General features: G+C 42.0%; 15 protein-coding genes and 1 pseudogene. 8 read left to right on the forward strand and 8 right to left on the reverse strand.

Going from position 1 to position 15,779, the window contains the following annotated elements:
- Positions 1 to 21 precede the first annotated feature (21 nt).
- Positions 22 to 156: a hypothetical protein gene (locus ECA01S_RS14700; protein WP_281176633.1), complete on the reverse strand. Its 135-nt coding sequence runs from the start codon at positions 154 to 156 to the stop codon at positions 22 to 24.
- A gap of 143 nt (positions 157 to 299) precedes the next feature.
- On the opposite strand from ECA01S_RS14700, the gene ECA01S_RS03705 reads away from it, so the two are divergent.
- The gene (locus tag ECA01S_RS03705; protein ID WP_067391309.1) at positions 300 to 1,052 is read left to right on the forward strand and encodes a threonine/serine exporter family protein; all 753 of its coding nucleotides are present in this window, start codon (positions 300 to 302) and stop codon (positions 1,050 to 1,052) included.
- Positions 1,053 to 1,062: 10 nt separating this feature from the next.
- Positions 1,063 to 1,503, forward strand: a complete 441-nt coding sequence (locus ECA01S_RS03710) for a threonine/serine exporter family protein (RefSeq protein ID WP_067391312.1) — start codon at positions 1,063 to 1,065, stop codon at positions 1,501 to 1,503.
- A gap of 91 nt (positions 1,504 to 1,594) precedes the next feature.
- Here ECA01S_RS03710 and ECA01S_RS03715 read toward each other — a convergent pair whose 3' ends face one another.
- Positions 1,595 to 2,032: a universal stress protein gene (locus ECA01S_RS03715; protein WP_067391315.1), complete on the reverse strand. Its 438-nt coding sequence runs from the start codon at positions 2,030 to 2,032 to the stop codon at positions 1,595 to 1,597.
- A gap of 12 nt (positions 2,033 to 2,044) precedes the next feature.
- Positions 2,045 to 3,397, reverse strand: a complete 1,353-nt coding sequence (locus ECA01S_RS03720; protein ID WP_067391318.1) for an Nramp family divalent metal transporter — start codon at positions 3,395 to 3,397, stop codon at positions 2,045 to 2,047.
- 585 nt (positions 3,398 to 3,982) lie between these two features.
- On the opposite strand from ECA01S_RS03720, the pseudogene ECA01S_RS14825 reads away from it, so the two are divergent.
- A pseudogene (locus ECA01S_RS14825) lies at positions 3,983 to 4,366 on the forward strand (VTT domain-containing protein); the annotation flags it as partial.
- A gap of 147 nt (positions 4,367 to 4,513) precedes the next feature.
- Positions 4,514 to 6,313, forward strand: coding sequence for a glycerophosphoryl diester phosphodiesterase membrane domain-containing protein (locus tag ECA01S_RS03730; protein ID WP_067391323.1), 1,800 nt, complete (start codon positions 4,514 to 4,516; stop codon positions 6,311 to 6,313).
- A 256-nt stretch (positions 6,314 to 6,569) separates the two neighbouring features.
- Here the strand turns inward: ECA01S_RS03730 and ECA01S_RS03735 are convergent, their stop codons facing one another.
- Positions 6,570 to 6,785, reverse strand: a complete 216-nt coding sequence (locus ECA01S_RS03735) for a hypothetical protein (protein WP_067391325.1) — start codon at positions 6,783 to 6,785, stop codon at positions 6,570 to 6,572.
- 373 nt (positions 6,786 to 7,158) lie between these two features.
- Between ECA01S_RS03735 and ECA01S_RS03740 the strand changes: the two genes are divergently transcribed.
- Positions 7,159 to 7,518, forward strand: a complete 360-nt coding sequence (locus ECA01S_RS03740; RefSeq protein ID WP_067391328.1) for a hypothetical protein — start codon at positions 7,159 to 7,161, stop codon at positions 7,516 to 7,518.
- 54 nt (positions 7,519 to 7,572) lie between these two features.
- On the opposite strand, the gene ECA01S_RS14135 is transcribed toward ECA01S_RS03740, so the two are convergent.
- Genes ECA01S_RS14135 through ECA01S_RS03750 form a run of 3 tightly spaced genes read right to left on the reverse strand, consistent with a single transcriptional unit; the run spans position 7,573 to position 9,442 of the window.
- Positions 7,573 to 7,725, reverse strand: a complete 153-nt coding sequence (locus tag ECA01S_RS14135) for a hypothetical protein (RefSeq protein ID WP_157490285.1) — start codon at positions 7,723 to 7,725, stop codon at positions 7,573 to 7,575.
- A complete protein-coding gene (locus tag ECA01S_RS03745) occupies positions 7,718 to 8,224 on the reverse strand; it encodes a type II toxin-antitoxin system Phd/YefM family antitoxin (protein WP_067391331.1) in 507 nt (168 codons plus the stop codon). The genes ECA01S_RS14135 and ECA01S_RS03745 overlap by 8 nt, the downstream gene beginning before the upstream one ends.
- Positions 8,225 to 8,254: 30 nt before the next feature.
- Entirely contained in the window at positions 8,255 to 9,442 is a 1,188-nt protein-coding gene (locus ECA01S_RS03750) for a hypothetical protein (protein ID WP_067391335.1), read from the reverse strand.
- Between the two features lie 142 nt (positions 9,443 to 9,584).
- Here ECA01S_RS03750 and ECA01S_RS03755 point away from each other — a divergent pair, with 142 nt between their 5' ends.
- Genes ECA01S_RS03755 through ECA01S_RS03765 form a run of 3 tightly spaced genes read left to right on the forward strand, consistent with a single transcriptional unit; the run spans position 9,585 to position 13,499 of the window.
- Complete coding sequence (locus tag ECA01S_RS03755; RefSeq protein ID WP_067391338.1) at positions 9,585 to 10,505, forward strand: AAA family ATPase; 921 nt, start codon at positions 9,585 to 9,587, stop codon at positions 10,503 to 10,505.
- Between the two features lie 5 nt (positions 10,506 to 10,510).
- Entirely contained in the window at positions 10,511 to 11,458 is a 948-nt protein-coding gene (locus tag ECA01S_RS03760) for a DUF58 domain-containing protein (RefSeq protein ID WP_169792750.1), read from the forward strand.
- A 1-nt stretch (position 11,459) separates the two neighbouring features.
- Positions 11,460 to 13,499, forward strand: a complete 2,040-nt coding sequence (locus ECA01S_RS03765; RefSeq protein ID WP_067391343.1) for a transglutaminase TgpA family protein — start codon at positions 11,460 to 11,462, stop codon at positions 13,497 to 13,499.
- A 45-nt stretch (positions 13,500 to 13,544) separates the two neighbouring features.
- Here the strand turns inward: ECA01S_RS03765 and ECA01S_RS03770 are convergent, their stop codons facing one another.
- A complete protein-coding gene (locus ECA01S_RS03770; protein WP_174519962.1) occupies positions 13,545 to 15,722 on the reverse strand; it encodes a heavy metal translocating P-type ATPase in 2,178 nt (725 codons plus the stop codon).
- Between the last annotated feature and the right edge of the window lie 57 nt (positions 15,723 to 15,779).

Below are 15,779 nucleotides of genomic sequence, written 5' to 3' on the forward strand. Positions count from 1 at the left end.
GTTCATCATCCTCTACATTTCTTATTTTTCAGGCAAAGAAAAACCGTAAGACGCCAGTAAACAAGCGATTGCGACAAATGGCCAGCGCAGACCTTCAAATAAGATCCCACTGAGCAGAAATAAACCAGCTGCACCGTAACACTTTTTGGCTGTCATCGTTTCCCTTCCTTTCTTATAAGAAGATTATAACAGAATGAAGAGAATCTCAACAGTTTTAGTCACAAAAAGCCTGGAAAAGGATAGCAGTCTTTCATTTTTTTTGGTAAAGTGAAACAACCGAACTGATCTAGGAGGCGCATATGGAAAAAGTCGCAATCACTGAATTATTGGATACTTGCCTGACTGCTGGGAAAATCATGACGGAAAGTGGCTCGGAAGTTTACCGCGTGGAGGACACGATGGATCGCATCGCCGAGAGCGCTGGTGAACATAAAAGTACGAGTTATGTGACCGCAACAGGCCTTTTTATGGGAATCAAAGGTAGTCCTTATACCCAGTTAGAAAATATCAATGAACGCTCAATTGATTTAAATAAGGTCGCTGAAGTCAATCAATTGTCTCGCCAATTGGCAAATAAGGAACTCTCTTTTCCAATTTTTGCTGAATCGATTCGTAACTTAGCGACTGTGCCGCCTCTGTTTTCCATGCCTTTAAAGATTTTCTGCGCTGGAGCAGTCAGTTGTACTTTAATGTATATCTTCGGTGGTTCTTGGGTGGACTTTTTACCAACTTTCCTAGTTGGAAGCGCCGGATATGCCACACACCGTGGGGTCAAAAAGCTGGCACCTTTACGTTTTTTGAATGACTTTGTTGCGGCTTTTGTGATTGGTTTGCTGGCTTACCTCATGACAACTTGGCAATTTGGCCACGAAATCGACCATATTATCATTGGCGCCGTGATGCCTTTAGTACCTGGCGTTGCAATCACCAACTCATTCCGTGATATTTTAGCTGGCCACTTACTTAGTGGGACCGCCCGCGGGACTGAGGCCGTCTTCTCCGCTGCTGCTATTGGAACTGGCATCGCCATAGTTTTCAAACTATTCTATTAAGGAGTATCTTATGGAGCTATTGATTCATTTTCTATTCAGTTTGATTGCAACAATCACATTTGCAGTTTTGACAAATGTCCCCAAGCGAGCATTGCTGGCATGCGGCTTAACTGGCGCTCTGGGTTGGCTAACCTTTTGGCTACTGAAAGACTTTAGTACGGGACCTACCTTCGCTAACTTTCTTGGTGCCGGCGTTATCGGGATTACTAGCGTATTCTTTTCCCGCAAATTAAAAATGCCTATGATTATCTTTAACATTCCTAGCCTAGTGCCACTCGTACCAGGTGGTCCCGCCTATCAAGCGGTTCGCAGCTTTGTCTTAGGTGATTTAACGGGGGGCGTCAATCAGATGATGGTAGTCATCGCCACTGCTGGTGCAATTGCGGCTGGCTTCATGGCTACAACTTTAGTGGAAAATATTTTAAAGGCCTTACGCCGACAGCGAACATAAAATGAACATTAAAAAGCGGTATGGCAAGATTGCTCAATCAATCTTCTCATACCGCTTTTTGACAGCTTTTATTTTGAACAATACCTGGCTTTTATCTAACCACCATCACTGAACAAGGTGCATTCTTAGCCATATACGCTGCTTGTGAGCCAATAGTAAACAAACCTTTTTTCTCATTGGATTTCGAACCACAAACTAGAAAATCACCCTTGAAACGCGGCAAGATATCATCCACAATAACCGGTCCAGGCTCGCCTTCATCTAAAAGGACTTCTACGCCCGTCAGTCCGTTCATCTCGGCCCGTTGCCGGTAAGTCTCGGCAATCCGCGCAGCCTTCTCACGTTCAGTTGTTAAGACATCTACATCCAATACTTGATAAACATTTAAGCGGTTGATCTCCATGACGGTGGCAATACCCAGAATACCGTTTGCTTGTTTGGCATACATGACAGCATACTCAAAGGCTTTTTCTGAATCATCAGAGTCATCCACTGCCACTAAAATTCGTTCAAATCGTTTTACACTCATTCTTCTCAACTCCTACGCGTTGGTACCAGTCAAAGTACCGTAGATTAGAAACAGATTCAGTAAGGTTAACGCAATCGTGATGACCCATGCTAATATTTTGACCCACAATGGATTAACAAAACGTCCCATGGTCTTTTTATCACTCGTATATAAGGTCAATGGAATAATAGAAACCGGCAGTGCGATACTTAGGAACACTTGCGTATACAGGAGCAAATCTTCTACAGCCGTTTCGCTTCCTCCGTAAAGGATGACACAGATAATAACGGGAATAATCGCTAAAAGTCTTGTCACAACACGCCGCATCCAAAGAGGCATTTTCAAATTAATGAACCCTTCCATGACAATTTGTCCGGATAACGTTCCTGTAATCGTTGAGTTTTGACCGGATGCTAACAGCGCTACTGCAAACAAGGTACTAAGGATTGGACTGGCAATATTCCCAACAATTGAAGGATCTTTTAGGGCATCATACAAATCAACAAACCGACCTAAGTCACTATTAGTACCGTAGAATAAAGCGCCGCCTAATACTAACAACAGACAGTTCACAACAAAAGCAACCGTCAATTGGATATTGGAGTCCCATGTAGTGAAGCGAATGGCTGTCGCAATTTGTTTTTCATCCGTTCTATCTAGTTTTCGAGCTTGGGCAATAGAGGAATGTAGATATAAATTATGGGGCATGACCGTCGCTCCCACAATTCCCAAAGCTAAGAAAAGCATGGATTTATCTGTCGCAATTTTCGTATCGGGAATAAAGCCTCGCAAAATTTCACCGATATTAGGATCAGCTAACGCTACCTCGTAAGCAAAGACTAAGAAAATCACGGCAATCAAGCAGGAAACAATTGCCTCAATTTTACGAAACCCTAATTTTGTCAGTAATAGTAACAACAGAACATCGAAGGTTGTAATCAAAACACCCAATAATAATGGGAAACCAAACAGCAATTGCAGTGCAACCGCCCCACCGATGACTTCCGCAATATCGGTTGCCATAATCGCCAATTCAGTAATCACCCACAAAACGACACCGGTTTTCTTCCCAGTGTGCGCTCTCGTTGCCTGTGCTAAATCATGGCCCGTGACGATACCAAGTTTTGCTGCCATACTTTGTAGTAACATGGCAATTAAACTAGAAAGTAAAATGACACTTAACAAGGCATATTTGTATTGGGCCCCGCCGGCAATCGACGTAATCCAGTTACCAGGATCCATATACCCAACAGCAACTAACGCACCTGGACCGCTATATGCCAGCAATGTTTTAAAAAAACTGGCATTTTTAGGAACTTCTACGGTATTGTTAATTTCTTCTAAGCTTGGTCCATTAGCGTACTCAATCAATTTCTTTTCTTTCATACTCTCCACTCCTCAAGGTATGTCTTAAGGATACAAAAGTTACTTTTTAGGCATACCGAACTTTTCGAATCAATTATATTCCTAAGTAATTTTTTTGTAAACTAAAAACATTCATCTTTTTTGACGTTCTACCAAACTAGCTTTAGTCTTTCTTAGAACTTTTTTGCTAGTAATCTTTCACAAATTCGATTATGATAAATCTGTTAACGTTTTCAACGAAAAACTAGGTCTGAAGCATGACGCAGGATTCGCCTGCCCATGTTATAGTATATTCAACTTACAAGTTTGTTCGTTGTCTGACAGATGAATCAATGGGCAATTATTCTAGCAGCCCTTATAATACTAGTATACGATTGAATTAAAGGAGATGAAACTATGAGCATCGCACTTTCACGAAAAATCATCAATGCCCTCTCAATTATGGGTTTGATTGCTACGGTCGCTGTAACGATCTATCTATTCCAAATGGGTGTCTTTCGAGATACAAATTCTTTAAGAGGATTGGTGGGAGATGCCGTCATCTTGGGTCCCGTAATTTTTATCTTGATCCAAATCCTGCAAGTTGTCGTTCCAGTGATTCCTGGAGGTGTCAGTTGTGCGGCAGGTGTCTTGATTTTCGGTCCAGTTGCGGGTTTCATTTATAACTACATCGGAATCGCGATTGGTTCTATTATCATCTTCTTATTAGGACGCCGTTATGGCAAACCATTTATCTTAAGTCTGATTTCCGAAAAAACTTACGATAAATATATTGGCTGGTTGGACAATGATAAACGCTTTGAACGTCTATTCGCCTTAGCGATTTTCTTCCCAGTAGCTCCTGATGATGCCCTTTGTCTGATGGCAGGTTTGACAAATATGAGCTTAAAGAAATTTTCTCTGATCATTATTTTAGCAAAACCATTCTCCATCTTCTTATACAGCCTAGCTTTGATTTACGGCGGTACATTCTTGACAAACTTGCTGTAAGCAATGCTTCATTTTACCTTGTAAAAGCCCAAGAGACCTCTGTCGTGACATCCGGCAGAAATAGTCTTAGGGCTTTTTTATTGGAACAATTAGTTTTATTCGCCAAGTTGGCTTAGCGTTTGTTATGATGAAAAAGAGGTGGTTAAAATGAAATACCTTAAAAACAGTTTAATCAATACTTGGGAATTCTTACGAGATACCCAAGCCTATTTCCGTGACGTCCTTTTGATGCATGGCTTTATGCTGTTTATCTTATTGCCTTTGTTGGCACGAGCCACCCGTTTTGTTTTAGCGCGCGGTTCGATTCAATACCTTAGTTACGACAATATCCAAGAGATTCTCACCAAACACCCTGGGGTTCTGATTGCCTTGCTGGTGATTTTGCTGTTGATTTTATTAGCGGTTTATATTGAATTCACTTTTCTTCTACTAAGTGTCTACTTTATCAAAAAGAGACAGCCCATAAGCTTAAAAGCACTCCTGCGGGCCACCTTACTGCAATTGAAAAAGATTCGTCTGTCCGTCATCCTGTTTTATCTCTTTTACTTTTTATTGATTTCACCGATGGCCGGGCTAGGATTCCATTCAGAGCTGCTTTCTCGCATCAAAATTCCAGCATTTATTTTAGACTTTATCTTTGCTAATCGAGTGACCATCATTGTTGCCTTTGTCTTATTCTACCTAGCATGTATGTATATCGGAATTCGCTTGATCTTTGCTTTGCCAGAAATGATTTTGCGCGATCGTCCCTTCCGTTTAGCAGTCAAAGAGAGTTGGACGTTGACTCGCCGGCGCTTTCTTCATTTAGTTGGTCAATTCTTTTTGCTGACAATCGTTGTTGGTAGTATTGCTGCCTTAGGTTATGGTGGATTGATTCTACTACAAGGACTGATTGAGCAATACTGGGCAGAGTACGCCTTGACCAGTGCGGTGATTATTTTGACTCTATTACAGGTTGTTTGGCTCATTAACATTATCTTGTCTACTGTCGTCGTTTTTTATTTAATCATTGACTATATGGATGATGAAGGCTTTCTACCGGAGATTCCTACTTGGTTTGAAACAGGAGCTGTCCGCGAGCGTCATTGGACGACAAAAGAGGTTATGCTATTTACTTTCGTCGCAGCAGGTATGGGCATTGGCGTTGGTAGCTACAATTACAATTATTTAGCCATGAATGACTGGTCAGAGCCTATTTTGATTTCTCACCGGGGAGTCGATCGTCAGAATGGCGTTCAGAATACGATTGCTTCATTAGAAAAAACAGCGAAATTAAAACCAGATTATGTGGAGATTGATATTCAAGAAACCAAGGATGGCCAGTTTGTGCTCTTTCATGATCCTTCTTTAAAACAGCTGGGGGGAATCAATCAGCCAATTCAAAAACTGACCTTAGCGGAATTACAGCAAGTAACGTTAAAAGAAAATGGCTATGAAGCCCCGATTGCGACTGCGGATGATTACTTTGCAAAGGCGGTAGCACTCAAACAACCCTTATTGATTGAGATTAAGACATCTAAGTTTGATTCGCCAGATTTAACGACTCGCTTTCTAGAAAAATATGGACAGTTGATTCAAGAACAACACTTTATCTTACAAAGTCTCACCTATCAGACCGTATTAGATTTAAAATCTGCTCTACCGAACGTTAAAACGGGTTACATTCTGCCATTTAATATTATTGGGCCACCAATCATGCCGGTTGATTTCTTTTCAATGGAATATAGTACTTTGAACCAAAACTTTGTTAACTCTGCACATCGTGACGGCAAACAAGTTTATGCCTGGACTGTTAATGAAGGTGAAGAAGCTGCCCGGATGATGTTTTATGGAACTGATGGTTTGATTACCGATGATTTAGAAAGTGTCCGTGCCGGATTGAAAGAGGCTAAGACCACACCTACTTACGCGGATAAAATGTTAAACTTTCTGATTGGATTCGGTTAGTCACAAGCGTCACAGGAAATTCGAGTACCAACTAACAAAAAAGAGCCAGATGGGTGAACTTTCACTCCATCTGGCTCTTTTTCAGGAACGTCCTCGTTCCGTTTGCATCTCTTTAACAGCTTTATACACAGCGACAATAGCGGGGATCGCCGAAATGATCGCCAGCACCACTCTCGTTTTACTTCCTTTTGCCATCTGGCATCCCTCCTTTATGTATATTGTAATCGAAATACTATGTTTACAAAACTATTTGCTCTTAAGATGCTGTTTGAATCGACGTTTCTTGTAGAAAGTCACATAAACGTACAACTGCACGCCCTTGCTTTTCTAGAACAGGAACACGGTCACCCTGATCATATTCTTCTACCAATACCACCGCAGTATTCGTATAAACTTGTAGTACAGTGCCTACGATTCCCTTATCAATCTCAACGCCTTTACAAAAATATGTTTTGCCAATTTGAATCTCCATACATTTTCACTCCTACTGTTATTTTTCTTAGTATTACCATAACAGATAACCTCAGTTATGAAAACGCTTTTCTTTGAATTTTTTCATTTTTTTTTTAGATATCTCTTGCCGAAATTTTTTCGAACCGATAATCCATATGATTTCTCACAATATATCGCGAGTAAACTTTAGACGTTCCTCCAAATCAGATAACAACTTCTGGAAAATCTTAAAATTTTTCCATAAAAAAATGAGAATGTTCGTCGTTATCTTAACAATTGCATGGCGATTATGATAAGGAGTGCTAAATTTTTATTCATACTTACTGTTTTTAACGAGAATCTCTTGTCACTATTGGTATAGGAGCGTATTCTTCGTATTAGGAGGGATTGCGATGAGACGATTAAAAGATTGGTTGCCGCTTTTGGTATACTTTTTGCCGTTTGCCTATTTGGCAATGTACGTTGACTTTCAAAAAGAATCTGTGATGGGCTTTTTATTAGCCTTAATTGTTTTATTCCCTTTTAGCTTTTATTTAGCGCTGCGAAAACAGTATTCATTGATTATTATCGGAAATTTGATTTCTATTGCGTTTTCGATCTTCCTTACTTTCCAATTTGATGCTTGGCACCATCATTATCAAACTGCCTCCCCTATCACGTTATGCTTACTTTCGTCGCTTTTATTACTTGTTTGCCAAGTAATTGGTGGCTTTTGGGGTACCTATATGCGTCGTTTTCAAGCTCCTGTATAAAAAAATCCAGTAATGAGGAAAATCTTTTAAAGATCTTCTCTTATTACTGGATTTTTATTGTCGTTGACTCAGCCAATCCCAGACCACTTCTGCCAGTCCGTATAATAGGATGATGGCACCAACCCAAGCAAACATACGCGCTACCATACCTAAATAGATAAACGCAATCCCCGTCCAGAAATGGCCATTTTCAAAAAGTTTAGTCATGATTAACAGGAACATGGAACCGTTTAATAATCAACTGATCAAACAACGCCGCTTGACTATCTGGTGTCCCAATCAATTCCACCTTCACTGCATTATCCCGTTGTCTTAATTGGTATACTAGTTTACCGGTCTCCTCTAATTCTTTAACGATATTGCCAACGCCACCGAATTCACTCTTTTTCGTAATGAAACCTAGCTCGATCATATGATCATCAATCCATTTGGCTGTCGTCACTTTTTCTCCAGGAAAAAGATTTTTTAGAGATTGTAGTAATTCTGATTCTTCGCCTTCTAGTGAAACGTCTTCCATTGGTAATTCTTCTAAATCATCTACTAACCGCTCATATTGTTCTTGCGTAATCATCACGCCAGCCACTTTCTCACGGTTAAAAATATAAACGCCGGTTCCTTTTTCACGTGCTAACTGAAAAACTTCCATCGGCGATTTTTTAACGTCTGTGATTGATGCTGTGGGAACTTCTAACTTTTTCAACTCCATCTTCTTCACCTCTTCTTTATTATAAACTTTTCAAAGATTTTTAAAAGACCCTAAATAGTTTGCTAGCTCCTCTTTTAGATAATCTCTTTGACTTTCCGAAATTGGTAGCGGCATATACAGTCTTTTACTCGTCACTAGCTCTGGTAGCGTAGTAATCTGTATCTTTAAAGGTATTATGGTTTCTTCAGAGCTACACAGCTCTTTCAGCTGCGTCCGTATGAACCAGTCGACCTGTTGCGCATCGGCGGCTGTTCTGGCAGCTACCTCTAATACCAAATAATCCTCAATCAATAACTGGCGCATTTTTTGACCAGAAAAATGAGTGATTCGTTCATGCTCTGATAACCTAGTAAGCGGACCTTCAATCAGATTTTCCAATAAAGGAAACCCGGCAAATAGTTGACATTCCTCCTGAAAACAGTCTAAGTCTTCATCTGACATTGGAATGTACGCAGGAAACTGCTGACGAAATAGTGGCAAGGTCCACAAAAAGGAAAAAAGATAACGCAACTCACCTTCTCCAATCGTATAGCAACAGAATACCCCGTACTCATCTTTCTTAAAGTATTGAAAGAATCGTTCTACTTCTTGAGACACGTTGCTTTTTACTTCAGCGGGTCTCACTAAACATAGTAGATGCAACAATAACCACTGCCGTTGTTGGATTGGACCTAGCCGTTGATAATACTTGTTTTTCACTAATACCTCTCGGACTTTTTCTGAGCAGAATGTCTCCACTAGCGAAAGCTGATCTGTCCACCAAATAAACCGAAAAAGATGCCAGCGAATGACCCGCTCATCCCCCACAAGTCCGTGAACTGTATAGATAAGTCCGTATGGTGCTAAAAATTTTTTTACAACACGCAAGGCTCGTGAAAACGCGGCTTCGGGATGCAATTTGCGATAGCGGCGTAGATCATAACCGCATAAAAGTAAAAATAGTAGCTTGGTCTCCAATCGCTCAAAAAGCAGACAAGCCATGACCTCACGCACTTTTTGTATAGAGCCGACTAAGAATATCTCTGTTGCTTCCATAATTTTCAGCCCCGGTTGTTCGCTCTCAAAGCGGCGGTTCATTTTGCGAATTTTACTACGTAATGTTTTTTTCGTAATTCCCATCTCTGCGGCTAAAACAACCATCGGAACTCGATGGCGCTCAATTCCTAATTTTTTTAAAAGCAACAAATCATCTGACACTGGATAAGGGAAAAGTCGCATTCCCTTCACCTCCTTTTGCTTAGAATAGCAAACCCATCCGCACGGCAAAAGAAAAATTCTAGTAATGACACAGATCGTGTCATTTGCGCAAACTTGCTGTTACGCCTAGAACTCGGTAAAATAAAAGAAAGGATGTGAGACCATGGAAAATAGCCCTTACCAAAAAGTTCAGCAATTAATCGATACAATGGAACAAGTGATTTACGGAAAACGTCAAGTGATTGAAATGACTGTTACTGCTTTACTAGCAGGTGGTCATGTTCTATTTGAAGATGTTCCTGGAGTCGGGAAGACATTACTCGCAAAAACTTTGACACAAGCGATTCAAGCTGATTTCAAACGGGTCCAGTTTACGCCTGACCTCTTGCCTAGCGACCTTTTAGGTGTTTCCGTTTTCAATCGTCAGACTCAGGACTTTGAATTTCATCAAGGTCCGCTCTTTACAACAGTTTTATTGGCAGATGAGCTGAACCGAACCACGCCACGAACGCAGGCGGCATTATTGGAAGCCATGTCAGAAGGGCAAGTGACGATTGACAATGCTACCTATCCCTTAAATCCTCATTTTTTTGTTTTAGCAACCCAAAATCCCATTGAATATGAAGGAACCTATCCGTTACCAGAAGCACAGCTGGATCGTTTCTTATTCCGGTTACAGATTGGCTATCCCTCAGCAAAGTTTGAGCGCCAATTGTTATTGCAGGATCAAACAAGCCAGGTATCTCCCATCTTATCTCTGACAGAGCTTTCGCAACTAAAAACAGCGGTAGATCAAGTAAAAATCGCCGATGTCTTGTTGGATTATGCCTTAGCCTTATTACAATCAACAAGGCAGCACCCGGAAATCTTGCTTGGTATTTCCCCTCGTGCCGGCCGTAGTTTTGTACAAGCCGCACGTGCGTATGCCTTGGTCAATGGTCGTGACTATGTTTTACCTGATGATTTTCAAGTCCTGGCCGAGCCGGTCTTTCATCATCGGTTAGTTTTAGACCCTTTGAGTGAAAAGAACGCGAGTCAATTAATTCAAGAACTGCTGCAAGCTACGCCAATACCTGAGAGGTGATGCCTTTGCGACGCTTAAAAAATGGATTCATTTTACTTAGTTTTTTAATAGTTACCCTAGTCTTTCTGGCACTTGCCATCAGCTTTAACCAACTAACGCTGTGGCTGATCGCCTATTTTAGTTTAGGTTGTTTACTAGCAGACCTACTCTTGTGGCTAACACCCCTTAGGCGCATCCGTTTTACGCCAGTTAAAGAGACATTACGCGCAGAGGAAAGTAGTAACATTCCCATTTCCTTTCAACCTCGTGGCTGGTTCTGGCACTTACAGATGGGCCAAAAAAGTCTCTTTTTACCACAGGCGGGTACTTTAAAGCTTAAGCTGCCCCCTCAAAAAAGAGGTCTGCAAAAACAAATTCGTCTCCCCTTAGTCGCAACCGATTTAAGTGGACTTTTAGTGCGGCGCAGTATTCGCCAAATTGAGAGTGAGTTGGTGATTTTACCCAAGGTGGCGCGCAGCGAAGCCCGCGAGCTGGCTCGTCTGATTCAAAAGCAACAGGTGGCGCTTAATACCGGACTACCGGTAGAAACAGGAGATCATCGTCCTTATCAGATGGGAGATCCCATGAAACGAATCAACTGGAAGCTGTCGGCAAAATCAGATGAGTTACTCTTACGAGAACAGATTGCCGAACCAGAGTTTCCTATCCTCTTGATTTTATGGACTGATTCTGAAGAATTGATTTCTTATTGTTATAGTTTGCTCCCCTTTTTACAGCATATTCCCGTTGAGTTGTGGAGCACTCATGGCATCATGAAGCCGCCTTTTGCTCCTAAGCAATGGGCTCTTTATCAAAAAAGTGCTAAGGCATTGAGTCGTCCTCAGCAAAAACTTGTGATTTGTTTTCACGAGAATCCGGCTGATCCGGCTTTAGCAGCTTTACGACGGTCAAATCAATTATTGGTGATTTCCACAGGCCCAACCCTCACGAAGCTTGTAAAGGGAGGGCGTTAAAATGAGGACAAAATTGAAACGACTACTTTTTAGTTTGGCAATTCTTTGCCCTATGTTGCTGCCTTTTGCAAGTGCCAACTCACTTGAGCCTCGTGGTCTATTTCTCTATACGACGATGCTACTAGCCCTAGGTATGCTTACTTTCTTGCCACTGAATTTGTTGTTAGCAGTGGTGGCGTTATTTTTCGCGGTAGGCTATTACTGGCAAGGTAGCCAGTTCACAGATTTTAGTTGGCCGCTTGCCTTTTTAGAGGAGTTCCGAGCGCGAATCTTATCTCTGTTAGCGGGGGATATCGGCTATTTTCCAGAAGACCTCGCAACTGTACTTTTTTTGATTTTATTATTGCTGCTTAGTCTACTCCTGATGCGTTATCGACGTTGGGGACTTGCAACGACTATTGCCATCGGTTACTTAGTCATGCTGGCGATTTTCAATCAAAGTAACCATCCTATTGCAATTTGTCTAATTTTAGGGGGAATGTTAGGCTTCTGGCAGAGTGATCAACCACTATCAAAACGTGCCGTCAGTCTTTACCTCTTGCTGGCAACTCTTTTAATTGGTGGCAGTGTCTTGTTACCTCGGTCTCCTTTGCAAAACACCATTTTGGATACCACTCAAGACTGGCGTGATGAGCTCAATCAGCAAGGTGTCTATGACGCTATTCAGCATTACGGCAACCAAGCACCGGCGAGGACCGGCTTTGGCGAAGATGATTCGACTCTAGGCGGTCCTTTATTAGATAATCAGGATGTGGTCTTCCGAGCGACCGTTTCCAAACAAAGCTATTGGCGCGTGGAAACAAAAGAGACTTATACAGGTACCGGTTGGGAAACCAACGAGCGCCGCAACGCCCCTTCTCTAAATGAAGCGGCCGCCTCCGGTTTAACCTTGGAGAACGTTGCCAGCTCCTTAACGGGACCTATTGAAAATGTTACAATCATTCCCGAACAACCTTTGAACTATGTGCCCATTCCTTATGGCAACGTTACCTTAAGCGACCCACAGGGGTTGCGTGGACGCTACTTGCAAGAAAGTAACCGCATTATCTTACGCAACAATGTACAGCCAATCGAACTAGACTGGCAGCCTTTAACCTTACCAGCTCATTTTGAAGTTGGTGAACCTGGTTCTTCTAGCATTTATACTCAGTTGCCCGAAAATTTTTCTTTTCGTGTCCAGGAGTTGGCGGAAGAAATTACCGCAGATGCTGATAGTACTATGGAAAAAATAGAAGCGATTATCCACTATTTACGGATTACTGGGGGGCTACGTTACTCTAAAACTGATACTCCTTTTTTACCGGAGGGTCGTGATTATGTTGAGTTTTTCCTTTTTGACTCCAAGGTGGGCTACTGTGACAACTTTTCTACTGCAATGGTTACCATGCTTCGAAGCTTAGGTATTCCTGCGCGCTGGGCAAAAGGCTTTAGTGATGGTACTGTAGGCGGTCGCGAAAATAATCGTTTGAACATCACTGTCACAAATGCCAATGCCCATTCATGGCCTGAAGTTTATTTGGAATCATATGGATGGATTCCCTTTGAACCCACTCCGACCTTCACTGGGGCAGTTCGTGAGGAGCAGGCTGAAACAACAGAAACAGCCGCCGCTCCAGTAGCATCTTCAGAAACGACTGCTAGTACCACCACGGAAACAACGGTTTCTTCTAGTCAAGTATCGACAGAAGAAACGACCACGGAAGAACAGCCGCAATACTGGTGGTTATTGGTTATCCCAGTTATCTTGTTGTTCCACCGTTTGATTCTAACTGGTCTCCTTATGGGACTCATTCAACTCTTGAGCTTTTCGCAAGGTTACCGTCTGCTGTTGTGGTGGATAGAACGGCGCTACCCGAGAAAGCCTGGCGAAACCTTATCGGCTTATGCCCAAAGATTACAAGCACCTTTTTCCATGCTCTTTACAAAGGCAACCCAGGAGTATACGGAAAGTTTGTATCGTGGGAATGCAGCTGGGGACAAAACACTACTGCTTCAATTAGCAAAACAAGTCCTAAAAAAACAGCCTTCTAAAAGTAACTAACTTTTAGAGGACTGTTCGTAAGATCCTCCAATTGGGGGATCTTTTTTAGCGTTTCATTTTTAATGTCATGGCATTGATGGCCACGATAATGGTACTTAAAGACATCAACACAGCGCCGACTGCTGGACTCAGAATAAACCCGATTGGCGCCAAGACACCGGCGGCTAAAGGAATTGCGATAATGTTATAGCCTGCTCCCCACCACAAGTTTTGGATCATCTTACGACGTGTTTCATGAGCCAAATCAAGGAAGTGTAAGATATCCATGGGATTACTATTGGTCAAAACGACATCGGCAGAATCAATCGCCACATCCGTGCCGGCTCCAATCGCAACCCCAATGGTGGCGCGAGCCAAACTTGGTGCATCGTTAATCCCATCCCCAACCATCATCACGCTGCCTTTTTCCAAATACTCTTTGACGATTTTCTCTTTATCGTCTGGTAGTAAGCCACCGTGGAAATCCTTAATACCCAAATATTCAGCCACTGCTCGAGCAGCTTCGGGATTATCGCCTGTTAACATGACTGGTGTGATATCGCGGTCATATAATTGTTTGATAAAGTCTTTGGCTTCAGGTTTGATTTTATCCCCTAAAGCAATGATCGCAATCAATTCATCCTCTACTACCAAATAGCTTAAGGTATTGCCTTGCTCTTGATAAGGAGCGATTTTTTCTTTTGCGACTTCTAAACCGCGCTTAGCTAATTCTTTTCCATTAATGATTTCGACTTTTTTACCTTTCACTTCGCCGCTTAAACCAATACCAGATAAATTCTTTTGGTTTTCTGCATCAAAGGAAGGTGCCTCTTTTTCTTTTAAATAGCGCATAATGCCTTTGGCTAAAGGATGGTTAGCATTTTTTTCTAATGCCCCAATCATACCTAATGTATCTGCTTCTGAAAAAGTATCAGATACACGTTCTAAACCAGTGACAGAAAAAGTTCCGGCGGTCAACGTTCCGGTTTTGTCTAGCATGACATATTGCAAATCTTTTGTTGCTTCTAATGCTTGCCGACGTTTAATCAACAAGCCATTTTTAGCTGCAATCGACGTTGAGCGAGCAATTACAAGTGGAATTGCTAAGCCTAGCGCATGAGGACAGGCAATAACGAAGACCGTTACCATCCGTTCCAACGCAGAGTTTAAGCTGCCATCGACAAACAACCAGACTACGAAAGCTAAAATCCCTGCAAATAAAGCGACATAAAACAACCACTTAGCGACTCGATCAGACAATGATTCCAGCGCTGATTTTTCACTTTGCGCGGATTTCACCATCTCCATGACTTGGGCCAAATAGCCACTTTCACCGGTTGCCGTCACCTGCAACGTAATGGTACCATCGCCATTGACCGATCCTCCGATTACTTTATCACCAGTTGCCTTTTTCACTTCTTTTGATTCACCAGTGACCATGGACTCATCCACAGTGGTAGTTCCTTTGATAATCTCACCATCAGCCGGCATTTTATCTCCTGAGCGGACAATCAGTTGGTCACCATTTTGAACGTCACTTAACTGAACTTGTTCTTCTTGACCGTCGCGAATGCGCGTTACACTATCCGGCAACAATTCTGCCATTTTTTGTAACGCACTGCTAGCATTCATCACCGCATTCATTTCAATCCAGTGACCTAACAGCATAATTACAATCAGTGTTGCCAGTTCCCAGAAGAAGTCCATAATGTGCAATTCTGGATGTAAATAACTTTGCACAAAACTATATAAACTGTAAACATATGCCACCGTAATCCCCATAGCAATCAAGGTCATCATAGCAGGCTGTTTCATCTTTAATTCCATCTTGGCTCCGCTTAAGAAAGGCGCTCCACCATAAAAGAATAAGATAGTTGCCAAAATCAAGACAACCCAATTGGAACCAGGAAAAGTAAATTGGAACGGCAACTCAATTCCCATCATAGGTGACATTAAAATAATAGGAATGGCTAATACTAGTGACAACCAAAATTTTTGCTTAAAATTCCCCATATGCATGGAATGATCCATACCACCCATATCATGACCACTGTGATCATGATCCATATGACTATGGTCCATACCACTCATATCATGACCGCTGTGGTCGTGGTTCATGTGACTATGATCCATGCCACCCATATCATGACCGCTGTGATTGTGGTCCATATGACTATGGTCCATGCCACTCATATCATGATCACTATGATCATGGTTCATATGACTATGGTCCATGCCGCTCATATTATGATCACTATGATCATGGTCCATATGACTGTGGTCCATGGCTGCCTGATCAGC

Origin of the sequence: Enterococcus canis NBRC 100695 (assembly GCF_001544375.1) — a bacterium.
Taxonomy (GTDB): domain Bacteria; phylum Bacillota; class Bacilli; order Lactobacillales; family Enterococcaceae; genus Enterococcus_H; species Enterococcus_H canis.